The sequence below is a fragment of the Roseibium sp. JB4-4 genome (genome assembly GCF_055693425.1).
Map to the genome: position 1 here is coordinate 5,038,762 of NZ_CM146333.1, position 24,495 is coordinate 5,063,256.

A 24,495-nucleotide genomic window follows, 5' to 3' on the forward strand; every position below is an offset into this window, starting at 1 on the left:
GCCTGCAAGACGCCAATGCGTTCCGGGTGGAACATCCACATCTTGGTCTACCCCGGACGACGCAAGGTGGAGCTAAAAGGAGACGGATTTGAAAGCGCGGCTCGATGCCATTGACTGGCAGATCCTGAAAGAATTGCAAGCAGACGGGCGAATGACCAACGTGGAGTTGGCGCGGCGCGTCGGCATATCCGCCCCACCCTGTCTGCGCCGGGTCAGGGCGCTCGAAGAGGCCGGACTGATTCACGGATACAGGACGCTGCTGGATGAAAAACAGCTGGGTTACGACGTCACCGCCTTTGCCATGGTTGGGCTGCATAGCCAGACCGAAGCGGATCTGATCGCATTTGAGGAAACGGTCCAGAAGTGGCCGCTCGTGCGTGAAAGCTATATGTTGTCCGGCGAGGTTGATTTCCTGTTGAAATGCGTCGCACCGGACCTGCAGACATTCCAGAATTTCGTTATCCGGGAGCTTACTGCAGCGCCCAATGTCGACAGCGTGCGCACGGCCCTGACAATCCGTCGGACCAAAGATGAACCCGTCGTACCAATCGATTGAATTTTACCGGAGGCCGGTCAGTCTTGCCGGTCACCGATTTTGCTGAGGCGTTTGCGCAGGCGCCCCATGACCGAGATGTCCCTGAGCGCGGTTGCGACCAGCGTGAAGGCGACGCTGAGGAGCGCGCAGGTGGTCAGAATTGCGATCGGCAGCCACTGGTCGTAGTGGAACGTGTTCAATGCCTGATCAATCGGTTCCAGACCGGAATAAAGACGTCCGCGCATCGTATCGCGGAAGGTGCCGAGTTCCAGTGATCCTTGCTTGAAATAGCGTAGTCCGAGGACCAGCAGAATCACCGACGCGGCCAGTGCCACCAGAAAGCCGAAAACACGCAGGGCAAATCCGAGAGGATTCTCGTGCCGACGCTTGATAAGGCGTTTGAATGCCAGTCTTTCGCGACCATTCAGTTTGGAGAACGCAAACCAGCGGTAGGCCCACAATGGAACCGAGATCACCAGCAACCAGACGCCAATTGCATGAAAGACCATCACTTGCTCTCCGACACGTGCCGGTTGCTACCTTAGCGATAGACCGGCAGGCGTCAAAGGGTAAAGCGATAGAAAAGTTGCTTGAAAATGAGCTGCTTGCGAAGCGCCGGTTTACATGAACCTGACTTCGACGATCTCATACGAGCGAGCACCGCCTGGAGCTGCGACTTCAACACTGTCTCCAACCGATTTGCCGATCAGAGCGCGCGCAATCGGAGAAGAAATGGAAACCTTGTTGTGCTTAACGTCGGATTCGACATCGCCAACGATCATGTATTTCTTTTCTTCTTCCGTGTCCTCGTCGATCAGGGAAACGGTCGCGCCGAATTTGACGATCTCGCCGTCAAGTTTGGTCACATCGATGACCTCGGCACGGGACAGCTTGTCTTCCAGTTCCGCAATGCGGCCTTCGTTCAGGCTCTGTGCTTCTTTGGCTGCATGGTATTCTGCGTTTTCCGACAGGTCGCCATGCGCGCGTGCTTCAGCAATGGCATCAACGATGCGCGGACGCTCAACCGTGGTACGTTTCTTCAGCTCATCCTGAAGCATTTTGTAACCGGCAGAGGTCATCGGAACTTTTTCCATGGGTCTCAGACCTTCAGCTTATTGGGTCCTCTTCTCACTCTTCATAAAGGACCGCGCATTTACAAAAACAAACCAAGCCGGGAAAGGCGCGCTTTCCCGGCCGGTCACGAGTATAATAGCCTTAGCCGAAGTAGGATTGTAAAGGTCTTACTTCAAGGCTGCCCGCCTTGTGGGCGGTTATTCCTTTGGCGGCAGCAACGGAACCTGACAGCGTCGTGTAATACGGCACTTTGTTCAGCAGAGCTGCGCGGCGCATCGACCGGCTGTCGGCAATCGCCTGCGCACCTTCTGTGGTGTTGAAGACGAGTTGTACTTCACCGTTCTTGATAGCATCGACGATATGCGGTCGGCCTTCAAGCACCTTGTTGATCTTCTTCACTGCAATGCCGTTTGCCTCAAGAAATTTCTGCGTGCCGCCTGTGGCAATGATATCGAAGCCTGCAGCTTCCAGGCTGCGCACGGCATCCACGACGCCAGCCTTGTCATCATCGCGCATGGAGATGAAGACAGTGCCTTTACCCGGCACGCCGGTGCCGCTGCCTAGCTGTGCTTTGGCAAACGCCTTTCCGAAGGCCGTGTCGAGGCCCATGACCTCGCCCGTGGAGCGCATTTCCGGACCCAGAATAGTATCGACACCCGGGAAGCGCGCGAACGGGAAGACAGCTTCCTTGACCGCGATGTGGTCCAGTTTTGCCTCACTAAGGCCGAAAGATGCCAGGCTCTCGCCGGCCATGACCCGGCTGGCGATCTTGGCAATGGGCTCTCCGATCGTTTTGGCAACAAAGGGCACGGTTCGCGAGGCGCGAGGGTTCACTTCAAGGACAAAGATTTCGTCGCCTTTGATCGCGAATTGCACATTCATCAATCCACCGACTTCAAGCGCCAGGGCCAAGGCCGTTGTCTGGCGTTTCAGTTCGTCGATGAGTTCTTCCTTCAAGGAAAAGGCCGGAAGAGAGCAAGCGCTGTCACCGGAGTGAATTCCGGCCTCCTCGATGTGTTCCATGATGCCGCAAACAAACACGTCCTTGCCATCACACAACGCATCTACATCAACCTCGATCGCTCCATCCAGGTAGCGGTCGAACAAGAGGGGGTTGGTGCCCAGCACCGTATTGATCTGACCAGTTTTGTCGTTCGGATACTTGGCCCTGACTTCGGCCGGTACCAGTTCGGGCAAGGTGCCGAGAAGGTATGAATTGAGCGCTTCTTCATCACGAATGATCTGCATGGCACGGCCGCCGAGAACATAGGACGGGCGCACCACCAATGGCAGGCCAAGCTGGCCGGCAATCAAACGGCCCTGCTCAACGGAATATGCGATGCCGTTTTCCGGCTGCTTCAGGTCCAGTTTGACCAAGAGCTTCTGGAAGCGATCCCGGTCTTCCGCCAGATCGATCATATCGGGAGAGGTGCCGAGGATCGGCACATTGGCCTTGACCAGAGCCTGAGCCAACTTGAGAGGAGTTTGCCCACCGAATTGAACAATAACGCCGTGTAGCGTGCCGTTATCCTGTTCGCGGCGTATGATCTCCAAAACGTCTTCCGACGTCAGCGGCTCGAAATAGAGCCGGTCGGACGTATCATAGTCGGTGGACACGGTTTCCGGGTTACAATTGACCATGATGGTCTCATACCCGGCATCTTCAAGCGCAAAGGCGGCATGACAACAGCAATAGTCAAATTCAATGCCCTGGCCGATCCGGTTCGGCCCGCCACCCAAAATGACGACTTTCTTCCGTTCTGACGGGTCGGATTCGCATGCTGGGTTGCCCATGAAAGGCGTTTCATAAGTCGAATACATATAGGCGGTCGGCGAAGCGAATTCGGCGGCGCACGTATCGATGCGTTTATAGACCGGGTGCACGTTCAATTCCTGCCGCAATTTAACGACATCGTCTGCTTCGAGCCCTGCAAGGCTTGCCAGTCTTGCATCCGAAAAGCCCATTGACTTGAGCTTGCGCAGGTTTGCCGCGTCTTGCGGCAGGCCGATGTTGCGCACCTTTGCTTCCATCGCAAGGATGTCAGCCATCTGGTCCAGGAACCAGGTGCTGATCCCGCTTGCCTGATGTGCTTCTTCCACGCTCATCCCAAGACGCATGGCTTGAGCAACGTTCAAAAGACGTGTCGGGGTCGCGGTTGAAACCGCTGCCCGAAGTGCATTGCGGTCATCACCCTGATCTAGGCCCAGTATTTCAGTCTCATCGAGACCATTCAGGCCGGTTTCCAGACCACGGAGAGCCTTCTGGAGACTTTCATTGAATGTCCGGCCGATGGCCATCACCTCACCGACCGATTTCATGGCGGTGGTCAATGTCGGGACTGAGCCTGGGAATTTCTCGAAAGCGAATCGAGGGATCTTGGTGACGACATAGTCGATTGTCGGCTCGAAAGATGCAGGCGTGGCACCGCCCGTAATGTCGTTTTCAAGTTCGTCCAGTGTATAGCCGACAGCCAGTTTGGCAGCGATCTTCGCGATCGGGAAACCGGTTGCCTTAGAGGCAAGTGCGGACGAGCGGGATACCCTCGGGTTCATCTCGATCACCACCAGGCGGCCGGTCTCGGGATCGACGGCAAACTGCACGTTCGAGCCGCCCGTTTCCACACCGATCTCGCGCAGTACTGCGATCGAGGCGTCGCGCATGATCTGGTATTCTTTGTCCGTCAGCGTCAGTGCCGGGGCAACGGTGATGGAGTCTCCGGTGTGAACGCCCATCGGATCGACATTTTCGATCGAGCAAATGATAATGCAGTTGTCCGCTTTGTCGCGGACCACTTCCATCTCATATTCCTTCCAGCCGAGCAGGCTTTCATCGATAAGGACCTGACCAACAGGTGAGGCGTCGATACCCGAGCGAACGATCGTCTCGTATTCTTCCCGATTGTAGGCAACGCCGCCACCGGTGCCACCGAGTGTGAATGCCGGACGAATGATGGCCGGCAGGCCGATCTCGTCCAGTGCGCGCATGGCTTCCAGATATCCGGCGTTGCGGTCATATCCGGTGATCCTGCCGTCTTCTCCTCGAATGGCTGGTGACGAGGCAATGGCTGCGCGAGGGTTTTCAAGGCCGATCACATCCATGGCTGCCCGGAACTTTTCCCGGTCTTCGGCCTTTTCGATGACATCGGCACGGGCGCCAATCATCTCCACACCGAATTTTTCAAGGACCCCCATTTCCTCAAGATCCAACGCGCAGTTAAGTGCTGTCTGCCCTCCCATGGTTGGCAGCAGTGCGTCCGGACGCTCCTTTTCGATGATCTTGGCCACAAGGTCCGGCGTGATCGGCTCAATATATGTGGCGTCGGCAAGATCGGGATCTGTCATGATCGTCGCCGGGTTCGAGTTCACCAGGATAATGCGATATCCTTCCTCTCGCAGCGCCTTGCAGGCCTGGGTGCCGGAATAATCGAATTCGCAGGCCTGGCCGATAACAATCGGCCCGGCACCTATGATCAGGATGGAAGAGATATCTGTGCGTTTGGGCATCTCGGCTCGCAGCTCGCAGCGGCCAGTCCGGATAACGTCGCCGTTATTCGGTCGGGCTCTATCATGAGGTGAATGACAATGTTGGCTGAGCGCGTCTTATAGGGAAAAGCGCAGCGGTAGGAAACCCCGGCTGCGTATCATTCAGACGTTTTCTGCGTCCAAATTGCCGGATTAATCGGTCTCTTTGCTTTCAGCGGGTAGGGGAGCGGTGCTCTGACCGTCAAAGTCGCCAATTCCTTCGGACAAGGCATAGCAAGCGAGTCGGATTGATTTCGGGATTTCCACCGGGCGGCCGTCCCGGTTGCCTTTTTCATAATACTGGATCATGCGTTTCTTCAGACCGAGCCTGTCGGCAGCGTCCTTTTGCTTCAGTCCCAGGGTGCGACGCCAAATGCGAAACTGCTGCGGGGTCATGCCTTGCACAGGATTTTTTGATTTTGATTCGGCCATATTACCAATGTTCCGGAATATCTTCGTTCCGTACGGACTTCACCAGCAGCCAGCGTGCTGACAAATAAGACAAAAATAACCTGGACGCGGTCTTGTCAATCGGGAAGTGCACAATGTGCTCCTTTTTGTGCGACGAATGCGCTTTCGCGTCTTGAAATTTGAACAGACGGACAAATATTAGCGATGCGAAAGATGACATGCATGCACTCAACAGGAACGTTTTCCCGTTCAGTTTGTGCGTATGGTTTTCATTTTCGACAAGATATGCACGTTAAGCGTGCGGCGTGGGTGCAGGCGATTGCCTTGCGGCAGCCGGTTAGGGTGCAGATCGATAGCAAGTTCTCTAGATAATATTTAGAGCGTGGCGTCAGCATGTAATAAATGTCAGTGATAAGGTAAAGAAAACAAAGTATTTTTTGAGCTCAATCTGCCGTGGGGTTAGGAAAAATCGTTGTGGATATCGCGACGGAAGATCACTCTATTTATTAGTGCTAGATTATCGATAATTAATATTTATACCTAGAAATCAAATTTCATCAGGAACTATTTATTCAAAGTTGTATGTCCTTTCTGCATTTATTGTAGTTTTAGTTTTCGAAAAGCTGAAACTTGCGCGGAAAGTAGTCAATAATTCCAATTTTACTGTAGATTTTATCTATCATTCTGTTGTATTAGACTGGTGCTTAGTCTCCTAGGAGTCTGATGTTGGGAGCTTCTGAACCGGCAAGCCACGCTTTCCGGCAACAGGAGCTTTAAGTGTAGTGTCAGTGGGACCTGGCGGACCGATGGTGGGATCGGAAAACCAGGGGCGTTGCACGACCCAATCAGCCCTGGAACAAAAAGGACAAGATCGGGCTTAATAGAATGAACAATGTAGCTACCAAGATGGTCGTTGTTCCGGACATCGCTGGTCCGGGGCAAGACGTGGTAATTGAAGATCGCTCGCTTGCGATCTCTGAAATGTCAGAACGTTTCAACGTCACGCTGCGCACACTGCGTTTTTACGAAGAAAAAGGTCTGCTGAACCCCGTGCGCAAAGGCGCAAGACGGTTTTATGGACCGCGTGATGTGTCACGCATGCGTGTCATTATTCAGGCGAAGAAAATCGGTTTGACCCTCGCTGAAATCCGCAGGGTGATCAAGCTGGTTGAAGGAAATTCCAAACGCGAAGATCAGTTCAGGGAACTTCAAGAGATCTGTAAGGGTCAGCAGGAAATCCTGCTGGAACAAAAACAGATGCTTGATGATCAGATCGCCGAGGTTGACCAGATCCTCACGGTGTTCGGCGAACTCGTTCACTAACTTGTTTTCAATTCAGAAAAGCCCGGCAAGCTTGCTTGCCGGGCTTTTCGTTTTCTATGCCGGGTCGGTTTCGATTATGGAGATGGAACCTATGCCGGTTCTGTTTCTCTTGCCTTCATCAAATCCGTAAACCGCTTGAACAGATAGTGACTGTCACGCGGCCCCGGGGAAGCCTCCGGGTGATATTGCACGGAAAAGACCGGCTTGTCCTTCATTGCCAAACCACAGTTTGAGCCATCGAACAGCGAAATATGCGTTTGCTCAACGTTGTCAGGCAAGCTTTCAGCGTCCACTGCGAACCCGTGGTTCATTGATGTGATTTCGACTTTTCCGGTCGTGTGATCAAAGACCGGATGGTTGGCGCCGTGATGGCCCTGGTGCATTTTCAGTGTTTGCCCGCCAAGCGCTAGCGCAAGCATCTGGTGGCCCAGGCAAATGCCAAAAGTCGGGATGCCCTTGTCGACGATTTCCTTGATGGTACTAACGGCATAAATACCCGTTGCGGCCGGGTCACCCGGGCCATTTGAAAGGAATACGCCATCTGGACGATGTGCGAGCACATCGTCTGCCGTCGCGGTTGCCGGCAATACGGTCACTTCGCAACCGGCATCGGTCAGCAAGCGTAAGATGTTGCGCTTGATACCAAAATCGATCGCAACGACCTTGAACTTACCTCCGGTTGCTTCGCCAAATCCTTCGTCCCATTGCCAGGTCGTTTGCGACCAGGGGTGCGATTGGGTCGTCGAAGCGTCTTTTGCCAGATCCATTCCAACCAGGCCGGGCCAGTTCGACGCGGCTGTTACGAGCGCGTCGCGGTCGAATTTGCCATCCGGAGCGTGAGCGATAACCCCGTTGGGCACACCCTTTTCCCGAATGAGAGCGGTCAGTGCACGCGTGTCCACACCGCAGATTCCGATCATGTTGCGGCTTTTCAGCCAGGCATCCAGATGGCGTGCGGCTCGATAGTTGTTTGGATCGGTGACCTCTGCTGCAAGCACCACGCCACGAATGCCGCTGTCGGCCGCCATGTTAACGGTCTCGATATCCTCGTCATTCGTCCCAACGTTACCTATATGGGGAAATGTGAAGGTTATGATCTGTCCGGAATAGGACGGGTCGGTCAGGATTTCCTGGTAACCGGTCATGGCGGTGTTGAAGCAGATTTCACCAACGGCCTGTCCCGTCGCGCCAAGGCCTACACCCTCGATGATGCTGCCGTCGGCGAGCACAAGAAGGGCGGTCGCCGGGGTCTCGGACCATGCGTCTGCAGTCGTCATGTCTTGTTTCCAGGTCTTGTTGGTGACATCATGCGCTGCAGGAAAGGCGTCTGAAGCGGGAAAAAGGACCCGCATTAGGCCGTCTGCATTAAGCGCGGGACTCTATGGGAAGCGGCTTGGATCGTCAATATTGATCCGTTGAAAAAAGATCTTTAAAATTCAATGACTTGGCTGAGTGGTTCGCGTGGGCGTCGAACGACGTCGAGCCTCAGCACGGCAGGGGTAGAGTAATCCATGGGCGAAGCGATGCGTGACAGAATCAACGCGGCCCTTAAAGCTGCGCAAGATGACGGCAACAAGCGCAGATGTGCGACCTTGCGTCTGGTTCAGACAGCGGTGAAGGACCGCGAAGCTGCGGCACGAGAGAACGGCAAGGACGGCGTCAGCGAGCATGACGTTGTTGAAATCCTTCAGAAAATGATCCACCAGCGGGAGAGCTCCGCGGTCGAATTTGAAAGCAGTGGGCAGCTTGATCTGGCCGAACAGGAGCGCGTTGAGCAGGAAATCATTCGTGAATTCCTGCCTGCTCAATTGAGCGACGAGGAAGTGAGGGCGATCTGTGAAGAGACCGTCAAGGACATCGATGCCCATGGACTCAGGGACATCGGCCGTTGCATGAGTGAACTCAAGACCCGATATCCGGGTAAGATGGACTTTGTCCAAGCGTCATGCGTCGTCAAGGATATGTTGCGTACCAACGGAAACGGCGCAACCGCAGCTGAAGCCAGCGGTACGGAAGCAGAGTGACGGCAGTCAGAAATCTCACCGTGCCCTAGCTTCATTCGCATTTACCCACTATTTTTGTCAGCTCGATTGGCAGTCCGTGTGGCGGCCATGGATTGATTGATATTTCTGAACTCCAGGCAGCCATAACCCCATGCGCTTTGATCAGCGTCTTCTTGATGAAATTCGTGCCCGGCTGACGCTGTCAGATCTGGTCGGACGACGGGTCACCTGGGACCGGCGCAAGACCCAGCCCGGCAAGGGCGACTATTGGGCGTGCTGTCCGTTTCATCAGGAAAAGAGCCCCAGCTTCCACGTCGATGACCGGCGTAATCGATACAAGTGTTTCGGCTGTGGCGCGTCAGGCGATCACTTCACCTTTGTCTGTGAAACTGAAGGCCTCAGCTTTCCAGAGACGGTCGAGCGGCTTGCTGAACAGGCAGGTGTTGCCTTGCCTGCTCCTGACCCGCAGGCTGCAAAACGGGAAAAGAGGCGTGCTGGACTTGCAGATGTCTGTGAGATGGCAGCCCAGTTTTTCCAAGCCGAGTTTGCAGGCGGACGTGGCGAGACTGCACGCAAATACGCTCTTGGACGCGGCTTAAGCCGTGAAACGCTCGCCGAATTCAGATTCGGTTTTGCTCCGGACAGCCGGGACGCCCTGAAAGGCTATCTGGCGGCAAGGGACGTTCCGGAAGCGGTCATGGTGGAAGCGGGCCTGGTGATCAAGCCGGAGGACGGCCGGCCGGGATACGACCGCTTTCGCGGACGACTGATGATACCGATCCAGGATGACCGCGGGCGTGTGGTCGCATTCGGCGGAAGAACGCTTTTACCCGATGGGCAGCCGAAATACCTGAATTCTCCGGAAACGCCGCTCTTTCACAAGGGTGTCATGCTTTTCAATGCGCACAGGGCGCGTGAACCTGCATTCAAGTCGGGTGAAGCTGTGGTGGTGGAGGGCTATCTTGATGCAATTGCATTGTCGCAAGCAGGTGTTCGGCACGTGGTTGCTTCCTTGGGTACGGCCTTTACCGAAGATCAGGTTGTTCGGCTTTGGAAATTCGCCCCGGAACCTGTGATCTGCTTTGACGGGGACGTTGCCGGTGTTTCGGCAGCCCATCGCGCGATCGACAGGATCTTTCCAGTTCTCAAAAGCGGCTTTTCATTCCAGTTCTGCTTCCTTCCGGACGGTATGGACCCGGATGATCTTGTCAAAAAACGGGGGCTGGAAGGGTTCCATGCCGAGGTCGCCCGGGCCCAGTCACTTTTCGACGTCGTTTGGGACAGGGAGATTTCGGTCTCGCGACTGGATACCCCGGAGCGCAAGGCAGCTCTTGAGAAACGGTTTGACGATCTGATTGGCACGATCAAGGACGAACGTGTTCGTCGGCGCTATCAGCTCGATCTGAAGTTCAAGCTTTCCAATCTGTTTTTCGAACAGGCCCGGCAAAATCGAGGCAACGGAAAGAAACCCGCCGACATTCCTTCACTCGGCAGGGTACGTGAAAGCGTGGCCGCAAGTGATGATTTTGGCACCGAACGCCTGTTGTTGGGACTTTGCATGCGGTTCCCGCACTTGCTGGACCGAAATTTTGAACGGTTTTCCAGACTGCCGTTTGTCAACGAACTTCATGTGCAACTGCGCGATATTCTCTGCCGTATTGTCGACGACCTGGAAGAGACACCGATTGCGGACCTGACGAGTGCCTTTGACGAGCCGCTCAAGGACATCATGTATGAGATGATGTTGGAGACCATTGGACTTCAGCAGCAAAAACGCGCGGAATTTTCAGCACTCAATCATCGTTTCCCGCTATTGAAATCAAATCCACCCGAGGATTTTGTCGAAGCGGCCTACCTCCACTTCATCGACGTGTTGGAACTGAATGCATTGGAAGACGAGCTGACAACGGAACTCAAAAGTGCCGATGAAGAACTCGATGAACATTCCTGGGCGCGCATCCAGGCGTTGACCCAGGATCTCAGCCGGCGGCGCGAAGAGTGCGCCCGCGAGGAGCAGGATCTTGCTGAACGAGCCAAAAAAATCAGATTGGCCGGACCGCAAGCACCTGCCGAAACAGTTGCAGCAGGGTAGGTGTGTTCGGCGCTGTCGAAAGTTTCTTTGAGTGATTGCCGATAAGTGTCGGCGCTGATGTTGAGCCTGCTTTCTTAAATGGCAAATGCCGCGCAGGCTTGAAAGATGCCAGAAAAGCCTCTTGTTGCCCCGCAAAAGGCTAAAAAATGCATTTTCCCATTGACCTGTGACGAGATCACACTTGCAGAATCGTGAGCGTCGAGCTAAATAGGAGTTTTGCAGCCATTGCGCGCCGCAGCCAGCAAGCCAGCTCGCGGCAATAGTCTGAAGAAACGCTGCAACCCGTTTGAACACCACACCCGCGCTCGATCTTCGAGTGTGAGACAAAAAGGTCGTGCGCTTAATCGATGCTGATTTTTCACAATGTCGAAAAGTGTACGGTTAATTGGGACTTAAGGGACACGGCTTACAAACAACCCACACTGATTCTTTGGATCGCCGCCGCAAATAAAAGCAGGCGCGCCGAAACCGGATTGGGTTGAAGCTAAACAAAGGGCGCTGCGTGGCCGCATCGGCCACGAACTGGAGCACGATATGGTAGCCAAAGCGACACAGGCAGACGAAAATCAGGAGCAGAGCGCGGACGGCACGGACGGCCCGTTGCTGGACCTGTCGGATGCCGCCGTCAAGAAGATGATCAAAGCCGCCAAGAAACGCGGCTATGTCACTTACGATGAGCTGAACGAAGTCCTGCCTTCAGAGCAGGTGTCCTCCGAGAAGATCGAAGACACCATGTCCATGCTTTCCGACATGGGCATCAACGTGATCGATTCCGAAGAAGCTGACGACGGCCCGGACGAAGTCGATGGCGGTGAGTTGGTGACGGCCACTACAACGGCTGTAACCAAGACAACCACGACCAAGGAACCGGCCGACCGTACCGATGACCCTGTGCGCATGTATTTGCGTGAAATGGGGTCGGTGGAACTGCTTTCCCGCGAAGGTGAAATCGCCATCGCAAAGCGCATCGAGGCCGGCCGCGAGGCCATGATCGCAGGCTTGTGTGAAAGCCCGCTGACGTTCCAGGCCATCATCATCTGGCGCGACGAGCTGAATGAAGCCCAGGTTTTGCTGCGCGATATTATCGATCTTGAAGCAACCTATGCAGGCCCGGACGCCAAAGCCGGTCCGGCTGTTGCAAACGACGATGTTGCGCCCGGCGAAAAGCCGGCTGAAACCGCTGGCGGCGTTTCGGAAGAGACCGAGGGTGAAGAGGGTGAAGGCGACAACGACGAGGACGATGACGACGAGTTTGAATCCAACGTCTCGCTTTCGGCCATGGAAGCAGAGCTGAAGCCAGGCGTTCTGGAAACTTTCGACAACATCGCGGACAACTACAAGAAGCTGCGCCGTCTTCAGGACCAACTGGTTGAAAACAAGCTGGCCAACAAGACATTGTCGCCCAGCCAGGAACGTCGCTACAAGAAGCTGAAAGAAGACATCATCGTCGATGTGAAGAGCCTGTCGCTCAACCAGAACCGTATCGACGCGCTGGTTGCTCAGCTCTATGACATCAACAAGCGTTTGATGGGCTATGAAGGCCGGCTTCTGCGTCTTGCAGACAGCTACAACGTTGATCGTACCGATTTCCTGAAACAGTATCAGGGTGCCGAACTCGATCCGAACTGGCTGCGCAAGGTGGCAAATCTTTCCACGCGGGGCTGGAAGAACTTCATCGCCAAAGAAAAGGAAACCGTTCGCGAGCTGCGTCAGGAAATCCAGACGCTGGCAACCGAAACAGGCCTTGAGATCACCGAATTCCGCCGGATCGTTGCAATGGTTCAGAAAGGCGAGCGTGAAGCCCGTATCGCCAAGAAGGAAATGGTCGAAGCCAACCTGCGCCTCGTGATCTCCATTGCAAAGAAATACACAAACCGCGGCCTTCAGTTCCTGGACCTCATCCAGGAAGGCAACATCGGTCTCATGAAGGCGGTCGACAAGTTCGAATACCGGCGCGGATACAAGTTCTCCACCTATGCAACGTGGTGGATCCGTCAGGCGATAACCCGGTCGATTGCGGACCAGGCGCGGACGATCCGAATTCCGGTGCATATGATCGAGACGATCAACAAGATCGTGAGAACATCTCGCCAGATGCTGCATGAGATCGGACGCGAGCCAACACCTGAAGAGCTGGCCGAAAAGCTGCAGATGCCGCTGGAAAAGGTTCGCAAGGTCCTCAAGATCGCCAAGGAACCGATCTCGCTTGAAACGCCGATTGGGGATGAAGAGGATTCTCACCTGGGCGATTTCATCGAAGACAAGAACGCCGTTCTGCCGATCGATGCAGCCATCCAGTCGAACCTGCGTGAAACCACCACACGTGTTCTGGCTTCACTCACACCGCGTGAAGAGCGCGTCCTCAGAATGCGCTTCGGCATCGGCATGAACACCGACCATACGCTTGAAGAAGTTGGTCAGCAGTTCTCCGTAACGCGTGAACGTATTCGCCAGATCGAAGCAAAGGCTCTGCGCAAGCTGAAACACCCCAGCCGGTCTCGCAAGCTGCGCTCGTTCCTCGACAGCTAAGGCTGCAGACAAAACACTATTGCGGAAACCCGGCAGCGATGCCGGGTTTTTGTTTGCTCATTGGCATGGTGTGACAGAACATCGACACCATTTTCAGAAAATGTGAAACTGGATTGACGGCGGGTTTTCGCTCAGGAGCGCTTTTTTGGCCCTAATCGCAGATACAGACAGACCTATGGAGGACGTAAACTCCGAGGAAAAACGGTATCTTGCACTCGGCCTGACGGCGTCCTTGCTGTTGCATGGGCTGGCAGCTCTTCTGTTGACCGGTGTGATATCCGGATATGAGCCGACACCCGTTCAAACGCCCATTGAAGTTGAACTGATCACGCCGCCGGAGCCGGAAGTCGCGGAGGTTCCGGAAGAGCCTGAGGCAGAAGAGCCGCCTCCGGAATCGGAAGAGCCTGAGGCCGAAGAACTCGAACAATCCGCACCTGCGCCACAAGAACTCGCTGAGGCAGAACAGCCGCAGGAGACGCCAGTGCTGCCGTCGGTTGAAGAGTTTAGCGACGAAGATGAAGAAGGCACCGCTGAACCGAACACTGAAGAAACCGAGACGGACGAGGTTTCAGAAGAGCTTCCTGAAGACGTGCCTGAAGACACTTCTGAAACGGTGGAAGAAGATACCGACTTGCCGCAGGAAGTGATTGAAGAGACCGATACGGCAGACAACTCTGCTTCAGAGCCAGAGCCAGAGCCAGAGCCAGAGCCAGAGCCAGAGCCAGAGCCAGAGCCAGAGCCAGAGCCAGAGCCAGAGCCAGATGTGGAAACGGATGTTGTTGAGGAGCCAGGAGTTGAACAGCTTCTCGGCGACGACGAGGCGGCGCCTGTTGACGACTTCGGAACAGTTGGCCGGATCGCGACATCTCAAACGCCAACACCCAAGCCCGACCGGCCCCAGGCAAGCGCGCGCCCTGCGGCATCAGCAGCTCCTCAGCGTCAGGACCTGTTGCAGGCACGCGAACTCTATTCTGAGCGGATCCTGGACGATACTCGCAGCCGGACGGCCATGCGGGGAATGCCGGCCGGGCAACGGCTGAACCTTTTGTGTATGACGGAGCTGCGTGCCCAACTGACGATTGCCAGCCCGGTTCCACCTGAACTTTTGCCCAGCTTCAGACCGCAACCCGGCACGGTGCTGGAACCCCGGCGGGCCGCGTTTCGAAGTCTGGGGCGATGGTTCGACGTCGCTTTCCGGTGCGAGACGGATGGCGATGTTACGCGGGTCGAAAAGTTCGCTTTCAAGATCGGACCGGAAATTCCCCAAAGCCAATGGGCCGAGCGGGGGCTGACAGGTTTTTAGGAGGCAGTGATTGCCTCAGCCAAGGTCATAGACCCGGACTGTACCAAGTGGTCCAGTCATGAGGTACTTCTGGGACTCTATGGGAAATGGGTCGAAGTACGGGTGCGACCCGTTGTCAGTCTCCGCCACACGAGCGAGTTCGCTCGTTCCTTGTGCTTCCATAAAGTAGCCGATACGAAAATAGGCGTTCATGTCGAGAACACCTTGTGCAGGCGGGAAGTCATCCCGGTCGATATAGGGGGTCCAAGGGTAGACAGGCTGTGGCTGCAAGACGGTTTTTTCAATTGTGCGACCTGGCCTGACAGGTGTGACAAAGGGAATGTTGAACCCTTCAAGCAGCATGCCCTCCGGCACGTCGACAATCTGGCGGCTGAACACAAGTTGTCCCTGCTCGATTGATGCGTAACAAGCCTCTACCAGTGGAAAGACAGAACCATTGAACTCGTCATGAAGGACATCGAAAAGATAGGCGGTTCGATCGCTCAGATTTCTTACCTGATAGCTGAGACGGAGCGTCGGACCGTCCTGCTGGATTTGAACCGCCAAGGATATGTCATTGTTTTGATTGCTGGACGATGACATTGCGGATGCCTTTTTCTGGAAACTGAAATTGAAGCCTGAGGACAACAGCCCGAGCAGCAGGAAGCGTCGATCAATAGAATAGCCGTTCGGGTTGTTTGGGGTCCCATTCCTCACGGAGTTTGTTTTCACTGTAGGGTTCGTTGTCATGTGGCGGTATTCCAACGGTCCTGGCTTCTTCCTTGATGACCTTGGCATTTTTGGTCGGATCTGCAGGATCTGGTTTGCTGTCATTGTCCACTTTCGAGAAATCGAGCTCACCATCGGCGGCATGTTGAGCGTGGATCAACTCATGGCCAAGGCCGATTTCGGGTGGACGTGTCTGCCACGGCTGTGCGGTTCCATAACTCGTCCGATTGGGATTGTAGTGCACAGTCGTATCGCATCCTGACCCTGGATTGCCGCTGGAATCCAGTTTGCCGTCATTTGTAAAACCAGTGACCTTATTCCCGCCAGTTGTCTCTTTTATCGTTATCGTTTTGCCTGAATTGTGCAGATCGGTCAAAAGCTTGGCACCGGATGGTGTCTGCGCGAGTTTGGCCAGTGCCTGAACTGTTTGCTCTCGGAACTTTTCGGTTCCCTCAATTTCGATTGACGGCCCAACTTTGGTGGTGCCGACCGGGCCCGGGCCAGCTGCTCCGCCACCACCAGCTCCGCCGCCGCCTCCTGCGCCCGCAGTTCCGATCAGAACAGTGGGATATCCGGTAACGATCGAACCCGCTTTCAGGGTCAGGTCGGTCATACGCGCCGCAGGTAGGCCCTCAACCAGAACCGTCCAGGCTCCTGTTACGATGGGATCGCCGCCGATGGGCGGGGGCGGGCCAACGCATATGCAAAGATCAGTGACGCGCGCCTGGGGCATCATGCCGGTAAGCACGGTCCAGGCGCACTTCCAGACAATCGGCAACGGCACACCAAAGCACATCGGACAAATATGCTGGTCAACAAGGAGCCGGGCGGCGGGAAATTTCATGTAACTACCGTTTTTCGAGCAATAATGATGAAATTTTCCGCCTTGAGCCCTTTTTAGTCAATGCCGCTACGTCACACTTTTCATCTTTCAGCACCTTCAGGTTTTGCGTTTTCGGAAAAAGGGTCAGAGCATCTTGCATTGTCTGCATGATCGAGAATTGCGCTCAATCAGCTTTAACTTCTCCGCTTTCCGCGTGGATCAGACGCCGCCGCAAAACCAGCATTGCACTTGCCGGCACCAACATTAAGAACGCGTTTGTGTAAAAAACCGAGGGACCGGACTGAGCGATGACGGCCTTGGTCAGCAAGCTTTCGGCACCTGGCGTGATCAGTCCAGTCTGTATTGCTATCAGGCCGGTAAGGCCACCACCGATCGCAATGCCGGCAGAGGAGATGGTTGGCAGAATGCTGGACACAAGGTTCTGCTCCTGTCCCTTTGCCGTATACATCAGCGAGCGCATCAGGATCTGACTGGACAGCCCGTGCCCGGCACCCGCAACAATAGCGGCCAGGGCAAAAAGAGTGAGCGAACGCGTTTCCAGAGAATAAGCTGTCATCGCCAGCCCAATGGCGATCAGTACGGGGCCTGTGACCAGATAGGTCATCTCCCGTTTCCGAGATGGTGCGCGTGCAGACACCCAGGAAAAGACTGTCCACGAAAAGGCAAGACCGGCAGCAACATAACTCGCTTCGGTCACGCTCATGTCCCAATAGACCTGTCCGAAGGTGGTGACAAAAATGGCGCGCACTGCGGCAACCACGGATGTAAGAAAGACGATCCAGGTGCCCAGCCCGATCAGTGTTTCGAGCCGGAAGGCTTCTTTCGGAAAGAGGCTGCGGACGCTGTTTGCATCGATTTTCAACAATATGGTGGCTGCTATTAGACCGGCCAGAATGGTCAGGGTTAACCGGACCGGCGTATGTGCTTCGCCGATTACGGTCAGGAAATAGATGCTTGCGACCAGGAGAAGGAGGCGCAGGACAAATCGGTTGCTTCCTGTCGACTGTGTGGGATTGTGGCCAGAGCGTGCCGCAGCAGACGCTGCGGGCAGCGCCGTGTTCATCAGGACAAAGAGCAACAGGACCAGCGGGATATTCACCAGAAATGCAGCCCGCCAGGACCAGAGCTCTGACAAAAGACCGGCAGAAACGGGGCCAATCCCAGCCGCCAGGGCCCAAACGCCTGATAACAAAGCGAAAACACGTGGTGCGGCATGGTTTGGAAACAGATCAGGGATAAGCCCATAGCAAAGGGCGATGATCATGCCTTCTCCGAAACCCTGAAACGCGCGCCCGGCAATAAGGCCTTCCAGGGAACCGCTGAGACCTGCCAACGTGGAGCCGAATGCAAGCAGGCTGGTCGCCAGAAGAAAGGGAAGCCGCGCGCCGAAACGCACTTTGACCGCGCCAGTAAGGCAGCCTGCCAGAATTGCCATCATTTCAAAGGAACTGAAAACCCAGAAAGCCCGGTCTTGCCCACCGAGATCGCGAATAATGTCCGGGAGAACCGCTGTTGTAACAAAGCCGTTGATGGCATGAGACCCAACCCCGAGCATCAAAGCCAGTGTTCCTGCAGCGCGGTCGCGGGAAAACAAATGCGGGGGCAATCCTGTACAGGCGAGCTGACGGCCATTGGAACCTCAATAAAAAAACATTTCCCTTTCTATATGGGATGGAAATCAATAAAAAAAGAAAAAACTTTTTTATTATGTGATTGAGCTTGACCCCTCTGTGAAATGGCAATCAGTTTGAGACTGGGAGACCGTTATGAAAGAGGCGAGTTCAGCGCTCAAACTTGTGAGGAACTCACTTTGAAACAACCGCGCGAGAAAAACGGCGCGGGTTTCCCCGCGCCGTTCATTGTCGTCATCAAGCCGTGGTGTCGTCACGCAGCTTGACGAGATCGTTCATCAGGCCTTCCGTCCCGTTGTGAACCGTCAAACGATCCACTTTTCCGGCAATCGCCTCGAGAGCTTCCAGCTCTTTCAGGCGCAACATGACCGGATTTTCGGCCATGACCTTCGCGGTGTTCAGAAGCGAACGTGTTGCGTTCGTTTCCTCCCTACGGCGGATGACATTGGCTTCAGCTTCTTTTTCAGCCGTCACCACCTTGTTGAGGATCTCACGCATTTCGCCTGGCAGGATGACATCCTTCAGAACAATATCGGAAACCTCGATACCGATCTTTGCCATGTCAGTCTTGATCTGCGCCTCGGCTTCTTCGTTCACCTCTCCCTTGCGTTCAAGGATCTGGTCAAGCTTCAACGCACCAAGCTGCTTACGAAACACCAGCTGAAGCGCCCTATAGAGCGTATCCGAGAAGTCCTTCACGTCCTGCGTGGCTTTCACCGGGTCGACCACACGGTACTCCGCAGACAGGTTGATCCGGATCGTGACACGATCAAGTGTCAAGACTTCCTGACCGGTGACATCGAGGCTCTGACGCTTCAGGTCGATCAGCTTCTGCGTCACTTTTCGACCAGTGCTCCAGTAGGCATGCAAGCCTGACTGCAGAACTTTGGTGAGAACCCCATCGACGAACAAAAGCGCTACGCTACCGTCGGTCACCGGGATCACGACGTGATGCTGGGCCTTTTGGGCTTCGCTCAGACGACGCTGCAACTCTGCAGGCAACTCAGGTTCTGCAACCGTGTCGACTACCTGCCAGGTCCAGGGACCGGCTTCGTTCCAGAGAACCAGCTTATCATTCGGACCGACCACGGTATGAATGAGCTTGTCGCGCTCGACAATCGCGATTTCACCAGGTCCGGTTCGAACAACGGTCAGCAGCTTTTCGACAACTTCAGGAAATTTATCGAAAAGTGCCTTCTCGTAGACGGAACGAAACTGAGGTATCGCCAGATTGTGTCGCTCGATCACGAGTGATCCACGGCCGCTTTTCAGGCTGTGGTCCCCTGGTCCGAGGATACCCTTGAGTTTACCCTGCAGAAGGTGAAGAGCACGTTCGTTTTCAGAAATCAGTACGCGGGTACGTCCGCGGATCTTGTTGAGAAAGTTCATCATTTCGATATTCCTTCCGTGGCACTAAGGCACGTGGTTGTCCTTTCTTCGGGTTGAAGTTGGTTAGAGTTGGTTGAAATCCGGCAGACTGACTGGCAGCCTCCCGAGGCGAAAATCTGAGACCTGAAGAAAGCGGGGGCGCTTTCGGCGGGGCGCGGAACAGCGGATCTTGCGGCAACAGCACAGGGTACGCCCGTTCGAAAACCAGTGTTCCCGGCAAGGCTGCGGCGCGATCATGAAACGCGACCGGACGAAGGCCCCCGGCATCTGCACTTTGCACACTTAGGCCAAAGGCCAGGCGCACAAACCGCGTCCGCAAGCTTTCTTCAGGTCCCGCAATGTAAACAGCTTGACGAGCTGCTGGCTTGGAAAGCCAGTCCGGTTTTCAAGACCGGGTTTTGGAGCGGGAGTTGAACCCGCGACATTCGGAGTCTGGATCCGATGCTCTACCAACTGAGCTATCCATGGAGCACAAGACAGGAGTTGAACCTGTTGCCTCCGGGTCACATTCCCGGCGTTCTACCGTTGAACTACTTGCGCAGGTACCGAAATGTTCAGAACAACGTCCGTACGTGAGTGCGACAGCGTCGGATCACGCGGGTGACAAAAACAGCCAAACCGCTGACGTTTGTTCCGAAGCCCTGATCGGTAAAAGGGTGATAATACAAAACAGACGATGAGCTCAAGTGTGAAAAAGACTGTTGTTTCAAGGTGACGCAAAAATACAACACTCTGTAGCATTTTAGCAACTATTCCGCTTGGCGGTGTTGTTCTTCTTTTTGAGAGCAGTCGATGACGTGTCTCATTGATGGGTTTGTATCTCGGTGATCGTTAGCAGCCGCACTGTGGTGTGCAACAGGCACGCACTGTCTCATGATTGTTGCAGCAATCTTCAAGGAGATATCGGATCAAGGCTCCCATTGCAGCAAAGTCCACCTTGTAGCAAATCTGCCGTGATCGCCGGTTTGCCGTGATCAGGCCTGCATCTGCCATGTTCGACAGATGAAATGAAGTTCGCGACGGTGTTCCGTCAGAAGCCTCGGCTATGTCTCCGGCGGTCATCCCGTCTGGACCTGCTGCAACCAGTCTTTTCAAGATCCTCAACCGTGTTGCGCTGGAAATTGCGGAAAGAGCGGCAAGTGCATCGGTTTCATTCATATTTCAAACTTTCTTGAAATTTAAATTCGTTTGTGAAATTATATTTCAATAAAACTTGAAATGAAAGGTGACGTTATGTCGTTGAGTGATCTTTTGGAGACGCTTCAGGCTCTGCCGAGCGAAGCGCCGGTCGTATTCCTGACAGATGAAGGTGAAATTGGCGCTGGCTATCATGTAACTGAGCTCAAACTGTCTCATGTGACCAGTATCGACTGCGGCGCTCGCATTTCCAGTTGGTCGGAGGCAGCGCTCCAGTTGCTCGACGGTGCGGACGGCGGCCATATGACAGCTGGCAAGCTCGGTGCCATTCTCAGACAAAGCATAGCTAGAGTCAGCGGCCTTGCCGCCGTGCCTCTAAAAGCGGAATTCGCTCACGGAAATGAGGGAATGCACCTCTACGGGATCGATACGCCGGAATTGGAGGGGGCAAAGGTCGTTGTTCGGCTCACACAGCTTCGCGCGCATTGCAAGCCGGCACTGGAGATGCCTGCGAACCAGAACATGTCCGCCTGTTGCGGGACCTCGCCACAGTCTCAATGCTGCGGCTAAGTTGTAACGAGCTAGATCTAAGGTTCGTCCCGGCGCGTTCGTTTGCCGTCTGCGCCGGGTCAGGATTCAGAGAGTTTTGATATACTCCAGAAGCGCGTCGAGCTGTTCCGGATTGTCCCTGAAAAATCGTGTGCTGTATTCGTGACCGGTGTTGCTGTTTCCGGGCAGCGAGGTGTCGACCACGAAACCACCGGCGTCAATGAAGCCAAGCGTTTCGGGATCGTAGGTCCTGCTGCCGACTTCAAAAGCCTTTTGGCGACACAGACGTTGGCCTGTATCCGCGTCTATTTCTCCGCCCGTTTCAGGGCAATCCGCCGGCAACATAAGTTGACGCATTGTTCTGATTGAACCGTTGTGCAGATAAGGGGCTGTTGCCCAAATGCCGTTCAATGGCCTGGCCTTATAGACAAACAGTCGTTGCCGGGCTGCCTCCGCTTCTGCGGCAGATGTATCTTCTCCTGTCGAGGGATCGCTTCGTCTCAGAATCTCGCGGATCTTCGACCGGAGGATACCGTTGCGGGAAATGTCGAGACCCTGTACCCAGTCGATCAGATTGTCGCGTTCCGCCTCCTCGATGGCGTCTATCAGGATGCGGATGCGCTTCAGATTGCTCGCATCCTGTGCTTCAACAAGGCGGGCCTGAACGCGCTCGAGAAACGCGCGCCGTTCTTCCGGCTGACCTAGCATGATGGCATCTAGGGTGTTCTTGGGGTCGTTGAGAACCTTGTTGACGATCACGCCGCGCACCGCATAACTGACAAGCTCTGCACCGCCGCCCTGGGAAGAGAAACGGTGTTTGTCGGTCAATGGAAACGTCAGTGGAAGAAAAGCTTTTACCTGTCCGTTGATTTCTTCAGAGATGGGATAGACCTGACCCAAAAAGTTACCGGCCATCTGGGCATCGGTCCCGAGCTTCTCGATTGAAATGCGTTCTGCCTCGATGCGCCGGTTTGGATCGTCGCGTTTGAAGGCCGTGGTCAGTTCGGTGTTGTCCAGTCGGCCGTCATGGCATTCAAGGCAACGTTGCTCGTAGAGTGCCTTGCCGCGCTCGACCATGGAGGGTCCGTTGCCGGCTGCTGGCTGAGAATTGATCTTGCCCAGAACGTTTTCTGGCCATTCTGGAGACTGCAAATCCCAGAGCAGGGCTTCCAATTTATAAAGACCGTCCGCCTTGATCGAAGAGGCGTGGCCGATGCAGATCGTGTTGTCGAGCCCGCCCCATATGCTCTTCCAAACCTGTGCCAGTCTGCCCAGGAAACCGGTATCTTCAGCCAGGCATTCTGAAAGCTTGCCGTCGATCGGGTTATAATCCAGGCCCCCGAATACGCCCAGAACTTCGCCGACATTCCGGCCCAGTGCACCCGCTCCTTCGTTGGCCACGCTCGCGTTCCACTGGACGAAATCGTGCTGTGGCGTATCCCAAATGAAGGGGTAGCTGACCGGTGCGTTCGCGCGCTTGCCGCTTGTATCGTCCAGGCCTTGCGCGGAAACCGACACGGCATTGAAGATAGCGCCAATGGCGTCGAGCCGGGAAAATCCGTACTCATGGTCTCCCTTGTTCAGCTCATTCCAGGCTGAACGTGTTTGTGCGAGTTCGGCGAGTTGCTGCTTCAGCGCAGTCTTATCGCCTGCTGTCGTTGCCGGGTGGCCGAGGACTTTTTCAGCAAAGCGTTCGAACCTGGCCTCATCTTCAACGGTTGCTGTAAGTGCGTCCTCCAAAGACCACATAAAGCCTTCGAAATCGGCCATTGCAGGCGCGCCGTCAATCAGGAGCTTCTTGCCGTTGAATTCAACCTGTCCGGTGTGGCAGGCGGCGCATGTCAGTCCGAGCCATTCGGTTGAAACCGGCGCAAGAGGGTCATCTTTGGCAACCTTGTCGCGGGTGAAGCCGATGGGCAGTCCATCGGGATTAAGGGCTGTTGGTTTCTGTGGCAAGTACCGGAAAGTGTCCAAGTGACTGCTGTCGGAAAATGCCTCCTGTGTGCCTGCCTGTTCAAGCGCCAGGAACCAGCTGTACGGCATGACCCTGGACCCCTGCGGCGTAAACCAGAACTCCTGCTGCTCCTGTGCATCCCAGTTCTGGCAAAGGGTAATCTCGCCATCGAAGGCCCCGTCAAAACTTGCGGGAACGCATTCGTCTGCTGATATTGGTGTTGCAAGGCCGGTTGTGGCAAATGATATGATCAATAAGCTGAAAATCTTGAGTATTTTCATTGTATGTTCTCCAACTAAACTTGGAAATACAATTAAAAGATGTATTAGGTTGTGTAAAAAATATATGTAATTACGTTAGGTCAGCTTATCTTTTGTGTCAATGAATTGAGACTTGTTGACTTCCTTCTGTAGTTTATTTGCAAGAATGGCTGCCTCAACTGCAGCGGCCTATCATTGGTAAGCTAGAGGTTGTTCTTTCTTGTGCCGAAAGCGACTTTTAATTGTTGCTTGGTATTGCCCTTCATTCTGGTCGATGTCGTCGCTACGGGTTGCCGGGGCAGCAAGTTCGGGTCAGGTTTCCCAGGGAGGACTTTTCCCAATTTTTTCAAGAAGAAAGTCGATGAAAATTCTGACTTTTGGAGTGAGGACGTTGGCCTTGGGGTAGACCAGCCAGAGCACCGTCCGGTCATCAACTTCATAGTCGGGCAAAACCCTTACAAGCGTGCCGTTTGCCAGTTCGCGATAAACGCTCCAGAGGGAATTTGCGGAAATGCCTGCACCGCCAAGCGTTGCAATCTTCTGACTGAGGCCATCGTCGATCGTCAATCTGGATGTTGCAACCGCAGGATCAAAGTGCCCGGTTTCACCGGATTTGCAGACAAGCTTTCTTGCCGATTGATGCCTGAAGGCAAGCAGTTTGTGTGCCTTCAGATCCTCGGGGTGGTGTGGCGTTCCATGTTCGGCGAGATACTCCGGCGATGCACACAAGAGGCGCGTGTCGTTTGCAAGTTTGCGTGCCTTTAAACTGCTGTCTTCGAGAGCACTGTTGCGCAGAGCAAGATCAAAACTCCCGTCGATCAGATCAAACGGAGTGTCTGAGAGCCTCAAATCGAGGTTGAGGCCGGGATGCCGGTCCAGCAATTCTGGCAGGAGTGGCATGATATAGAGTTGAGAAAACGTGCTGGGGGCTGCAAATCTGAGTGTTCCGGCAACATCCTGACGTGTCAGGCCTAGAGCGGCTCTGGCCGCGTCCTCCTGCGCCAGGATTTCCCGTGCATAAGGCAAAAACTCCGCACCTTGCAGCGAAAGCGAGACCTTGCGGGTTGAGCGGTGCAGCAAGTCTGCCCCCAGGCTCATTTCCAGTTTGGCAAGTTTGCTGCTTGCGACAGCCGGTGCCATGCCGAGTTGCCGTCCGGCAGCGCTGATATTCAACTTGTCTGCCGCGAGAACGAACAAGCGAAGGCTTTGCGTGTCCATCTATTATATCCAA

General features: G+C 54.7%; 19 protein-coding genes and 2 tRNA genes. 7 read left to right on the forward strand and 14 right to left on the reverse strand.

From position 1 onward, the window contains the following. The first annotated feature begins 88 nt into the window (after nt 1–88). Nucleotides 89–556 (forward strand): Lrp/AsnC family transcriptional regulator, encoded by a 468-nt coding sequence (locus ACZ1HV_RS23620; RefSeq protein WP_298821728.1) that lies wholly within the window; start codon nt 89–91, stop codon nt 554–556. Nucleotides 557–573: 17 nt separating this feature from the next. Here ACZ1HV_RS23620 and ACZ1HV_RS23625 read toward each other — a convergent pair whose 3' ends face one another. The 4 genes from ACZ1HV_RS23625 to ACZ1HV_RS23640 form a co-directional block, all read right to left on the reverse strand. After that, nucleotides 574–1,044, reverse strand: coding sequence for a hypothetical protein (locus ACZ1HV_RS23625; protein WP_298821730.1), 471 nt, complete (start codon nt 1,042–1,044; stop codon nt 574–576). Between the two features lie 111 nt (nt 1,045–1,155). Then, entirely contained in the window at nt 1,156–1,629 is a 474-nt protein-coding gene (gene greA / locus ACZ1HV_RS23630) for a transcription elongation factor GreA (protein WP_298821732.1), read from the reverse strand. A 121-nt stretch (nt 1,630–1,750) separates the two neighbouring features. Next, nucleotides 1,751–5,113: a carbamoyl-phosphate synthase large subunit gene (carB, locus tag ACZ1HV_RS23635; protein ID WP_472716496.1), complete on the reverse strand. Its 3,363-nt coding sequence runs from the start codon at nt 5,111–5,113 to the stop codon at nt 1,751–1,753. A gap of 171 nt (nt 5,114–5,284) precedes the next feature. Next, nucleotides 5,285–5,563 carry a helix-turn-helix domain-containing protein gene (locus ACZ1HV_RS23640; RefSeq protein WP_152500641.1) on the reverse strand — a complete coding sequence of 93 codons (279 nt, stop codon included), beginning with the start codon at nt 5,561–5,563 and terminating at the stop codon, nt 5,285–5,287. A gap of 864 nt (nt 5,564–6,427) precedes the next feature. Here ACZ1HV_RS23640 and ACZ1HV_RS23645 point away from each other — a divergent pair. Beyond that, nucleotides 6,428–6,865, forward strand: coding sequence for a MerR family transcriptional regulator (locus tag ACZ1HV_RS23645; protein WP_298821738.1), 438 nt, complete (start codon nt 6,428–6,430; stop codon nt 6,863–6,865). 89 nt (nt 6,866–6,954) lie between these two features. On the opposite strand, the gene carA is transcribed toward ACZ1HV_RS23645, so the two are convergent. Further along, entirely contained in the window at nt 6,955–8,142 is a 1,188-nt protein-coding gene (carA, locus tag ACZ1HV_RS23650; protein ID WP_298963753.1) for a glutamine-hydrolyzing carbamoyl-phosphate synthase small subunit, read from the reverse strand. Nucleotides 8,143–8,388: 246 nt separating this feature from the next. Here carA and ACZ1HV_RS23655 point away from each other — a divergent pair, with 246 nt between their 5' ends. The 4 genes from ACZ1HV_RS23655 (at nt 8,389) to ACZ1HV_RS23670 (ending at nt 14,792) form a co-directional block, all read left to right on the forward strand. Then, nucleotides 8,389–8,889, forward strand: coding sequence for a GatB/YqeY domain-containing protein (locus ACZ1HV_RS23655; RefSeq protein WP_472716497.1), 501 nt, complete (start codon nt 8,389–8,391; stop codon nt 8,887–8,889). 130 nt (nt 8,890–9,019) lie between these two features. Further along, nucleotides 9,020–10,960, forward strand: coding sequence for a DNA primase (gene dnaG, locus ACZ1HV_RS23660; RefSeq protein ID WP_472716498.1), 1,941 nt, complete (start codon nt 9,020–9,022; stop codon nt 10,958–10,960). A gap of 534 nt (nt 10,961–11,494) precedes the next feature. Next, complete coding sequence (gene rpoD / locus ACZ1HV_RS23665; protein WP_298821745.1) at nt 11,495–13,489, forward strand: RNA polymerase sigma factor RpoD; 1,995 nt, start codon at nt 11,495–11,497, stop codon at nt 13,487–13,489. A gap of 145 nt (nt 13,490–13,634) precedes the next feature. Then, nucleotides 13,635–14,792 (forward strand): DUF930 domain-containing protein, encoded by a 1,158-nt coding sequence (locus ACZ1HV_RS23670; protein ID WP_472716499.1) that lies wholly within the window; start codon nt 13,635–13,637, stop codon nt 14,790–14,792. A 15-nt stretch (nt 14,793–14,807) separates the two neighbouring features. On the opposite strand, the gene ACZ1HV_RS23675 is transcribed toward ACZ1HV_RS23670, so the two are convergent. The 7 genes from ACZ1HV_RS23675 to ACZ1HV_RS23705 all read right to left on the reverse strand — a co-directional run bounded on the left by ACZ1HV_RS23675 (nt 14,808) and on the right by ACZ1HV_RS23705 (nt 20,522). Then, nucleotides 14,808–15,338 (reverse strand): hypothetical protein, encoded by a 531-nt coding sequence (locus ACZ1HV_RS23675; protein WP_472716500.1) that lies wholly within the window; start codon nt 15,336–15,338, stop codon nt 14,808–14,810. A 106-nt stretch (nt 15,339–15,444) separates the two neighbouring features. Then, a complete protein-coding gene (locus tag ACZ1HV_RS23680; RefSeq protein WP_472716501.1) occupies nt 15,445–16,344 on the reverse strand; it encodes a M91 family zinc metallopeptidase in 900 nt (299 codons plus the stop codon). A gap of 163 nt (nt 16,345–16,507) precedes the next feature. Further along, nucleotides 16,508–17,938 carry an MFS transporter gene (locus ACZ1HV_RS23685; protein ID WP_472716502.1) on the reverse strand — a complete coding sequence of 477 codons (1,431 nt, stop codon included), beginning with the start codon at nt 17,936–17,938 and terminating at the stop codon, nt 16,508–16,510. 274 nt (nt 17,939–18,212) lie between these two features. Next, complete coding sequence (locus tag ACZ1HV_RS23690; RefSeq protein WP_366142364.1) at nt 18,213–19,367, reverse strand: slipin family protein; 1,155 nt, start codon at nt 19,365–19,367, stop codon at nt 18,213–18,215. A gap of 396 nt (nt 19,368–19,763) precedes the next feature. Continuing rightward, nucleotides 19,764–19,828: transfer RNA gene (locus ACZ1HV_RS23695), tRNA-Leu, on the reverse strand. Between the two features lies 1 nt (nt 19,829). Continuing rightward, nucleotides 19,830–19,904, reverse strand: a tRNA-Thr gene (locus ACZ1HV_RS23700). Nucleotides 19,905–20,195: 291 nt separating this feature from the next. Next, a complete protein-coding gene (locus ACZ1HV_RS23705; protein ID WP_298821758.1) occupies nt 20,196–20,522 on the reverse strand; it encodes an ArsR/SmtB family transcription factor in 327 nt (108 codons plus the stop codon). Nucleotides 20,523–20,597: 75 nt separating this feature from the next. Between ACZ1HV_RS23705 and ACZ1HV_RS23710 the strand changes: the two genes are divergently transcribed. After that, complete coding sequence (locus ACZ1HV_RS23710; protein WP_472716503.1) at nt 20,598–21,071, forward strand: DUF6428 family protein; 474 nt, start codon at nt 20,598–20,600, stop codon at nt 21,069–21,071. A gap of 66 nt (nt 21,072–21,137) precedes the next feature. On the opposite strand, the gene ACZ1HV_RS23715 is transcribed toward ACZ1HV_RS23710, so the two are convergent. Next, nucleotides 21,138–23,285: a di-heme-cytochrome C peroxidase gene (locus ACZ1HV_RS23715; protein WP_472716504.1), complete on the reverse strand. Its 2,148-nt coding sequence runs from the start codon at nt 23,283–23,285 to the stop codon at nt 21,138–21,140. A 291-nt stretch (nt 23,286–23,576) separates the two neighbouring features. Then, nucleotides 23,577–24,482 (reverse strand): LysR family transcriptional regulator, encoded by a 906-nt coding sequence (locus ACZ1HV_RS23720; protein ID WP_472716505.1) that lies wholly within the window; start codon nt 24,480–24,482, stop codon nt 23,577–23,579. Nucleotides 24,483–24,495 lie beyond the last annotated feature (13 nt).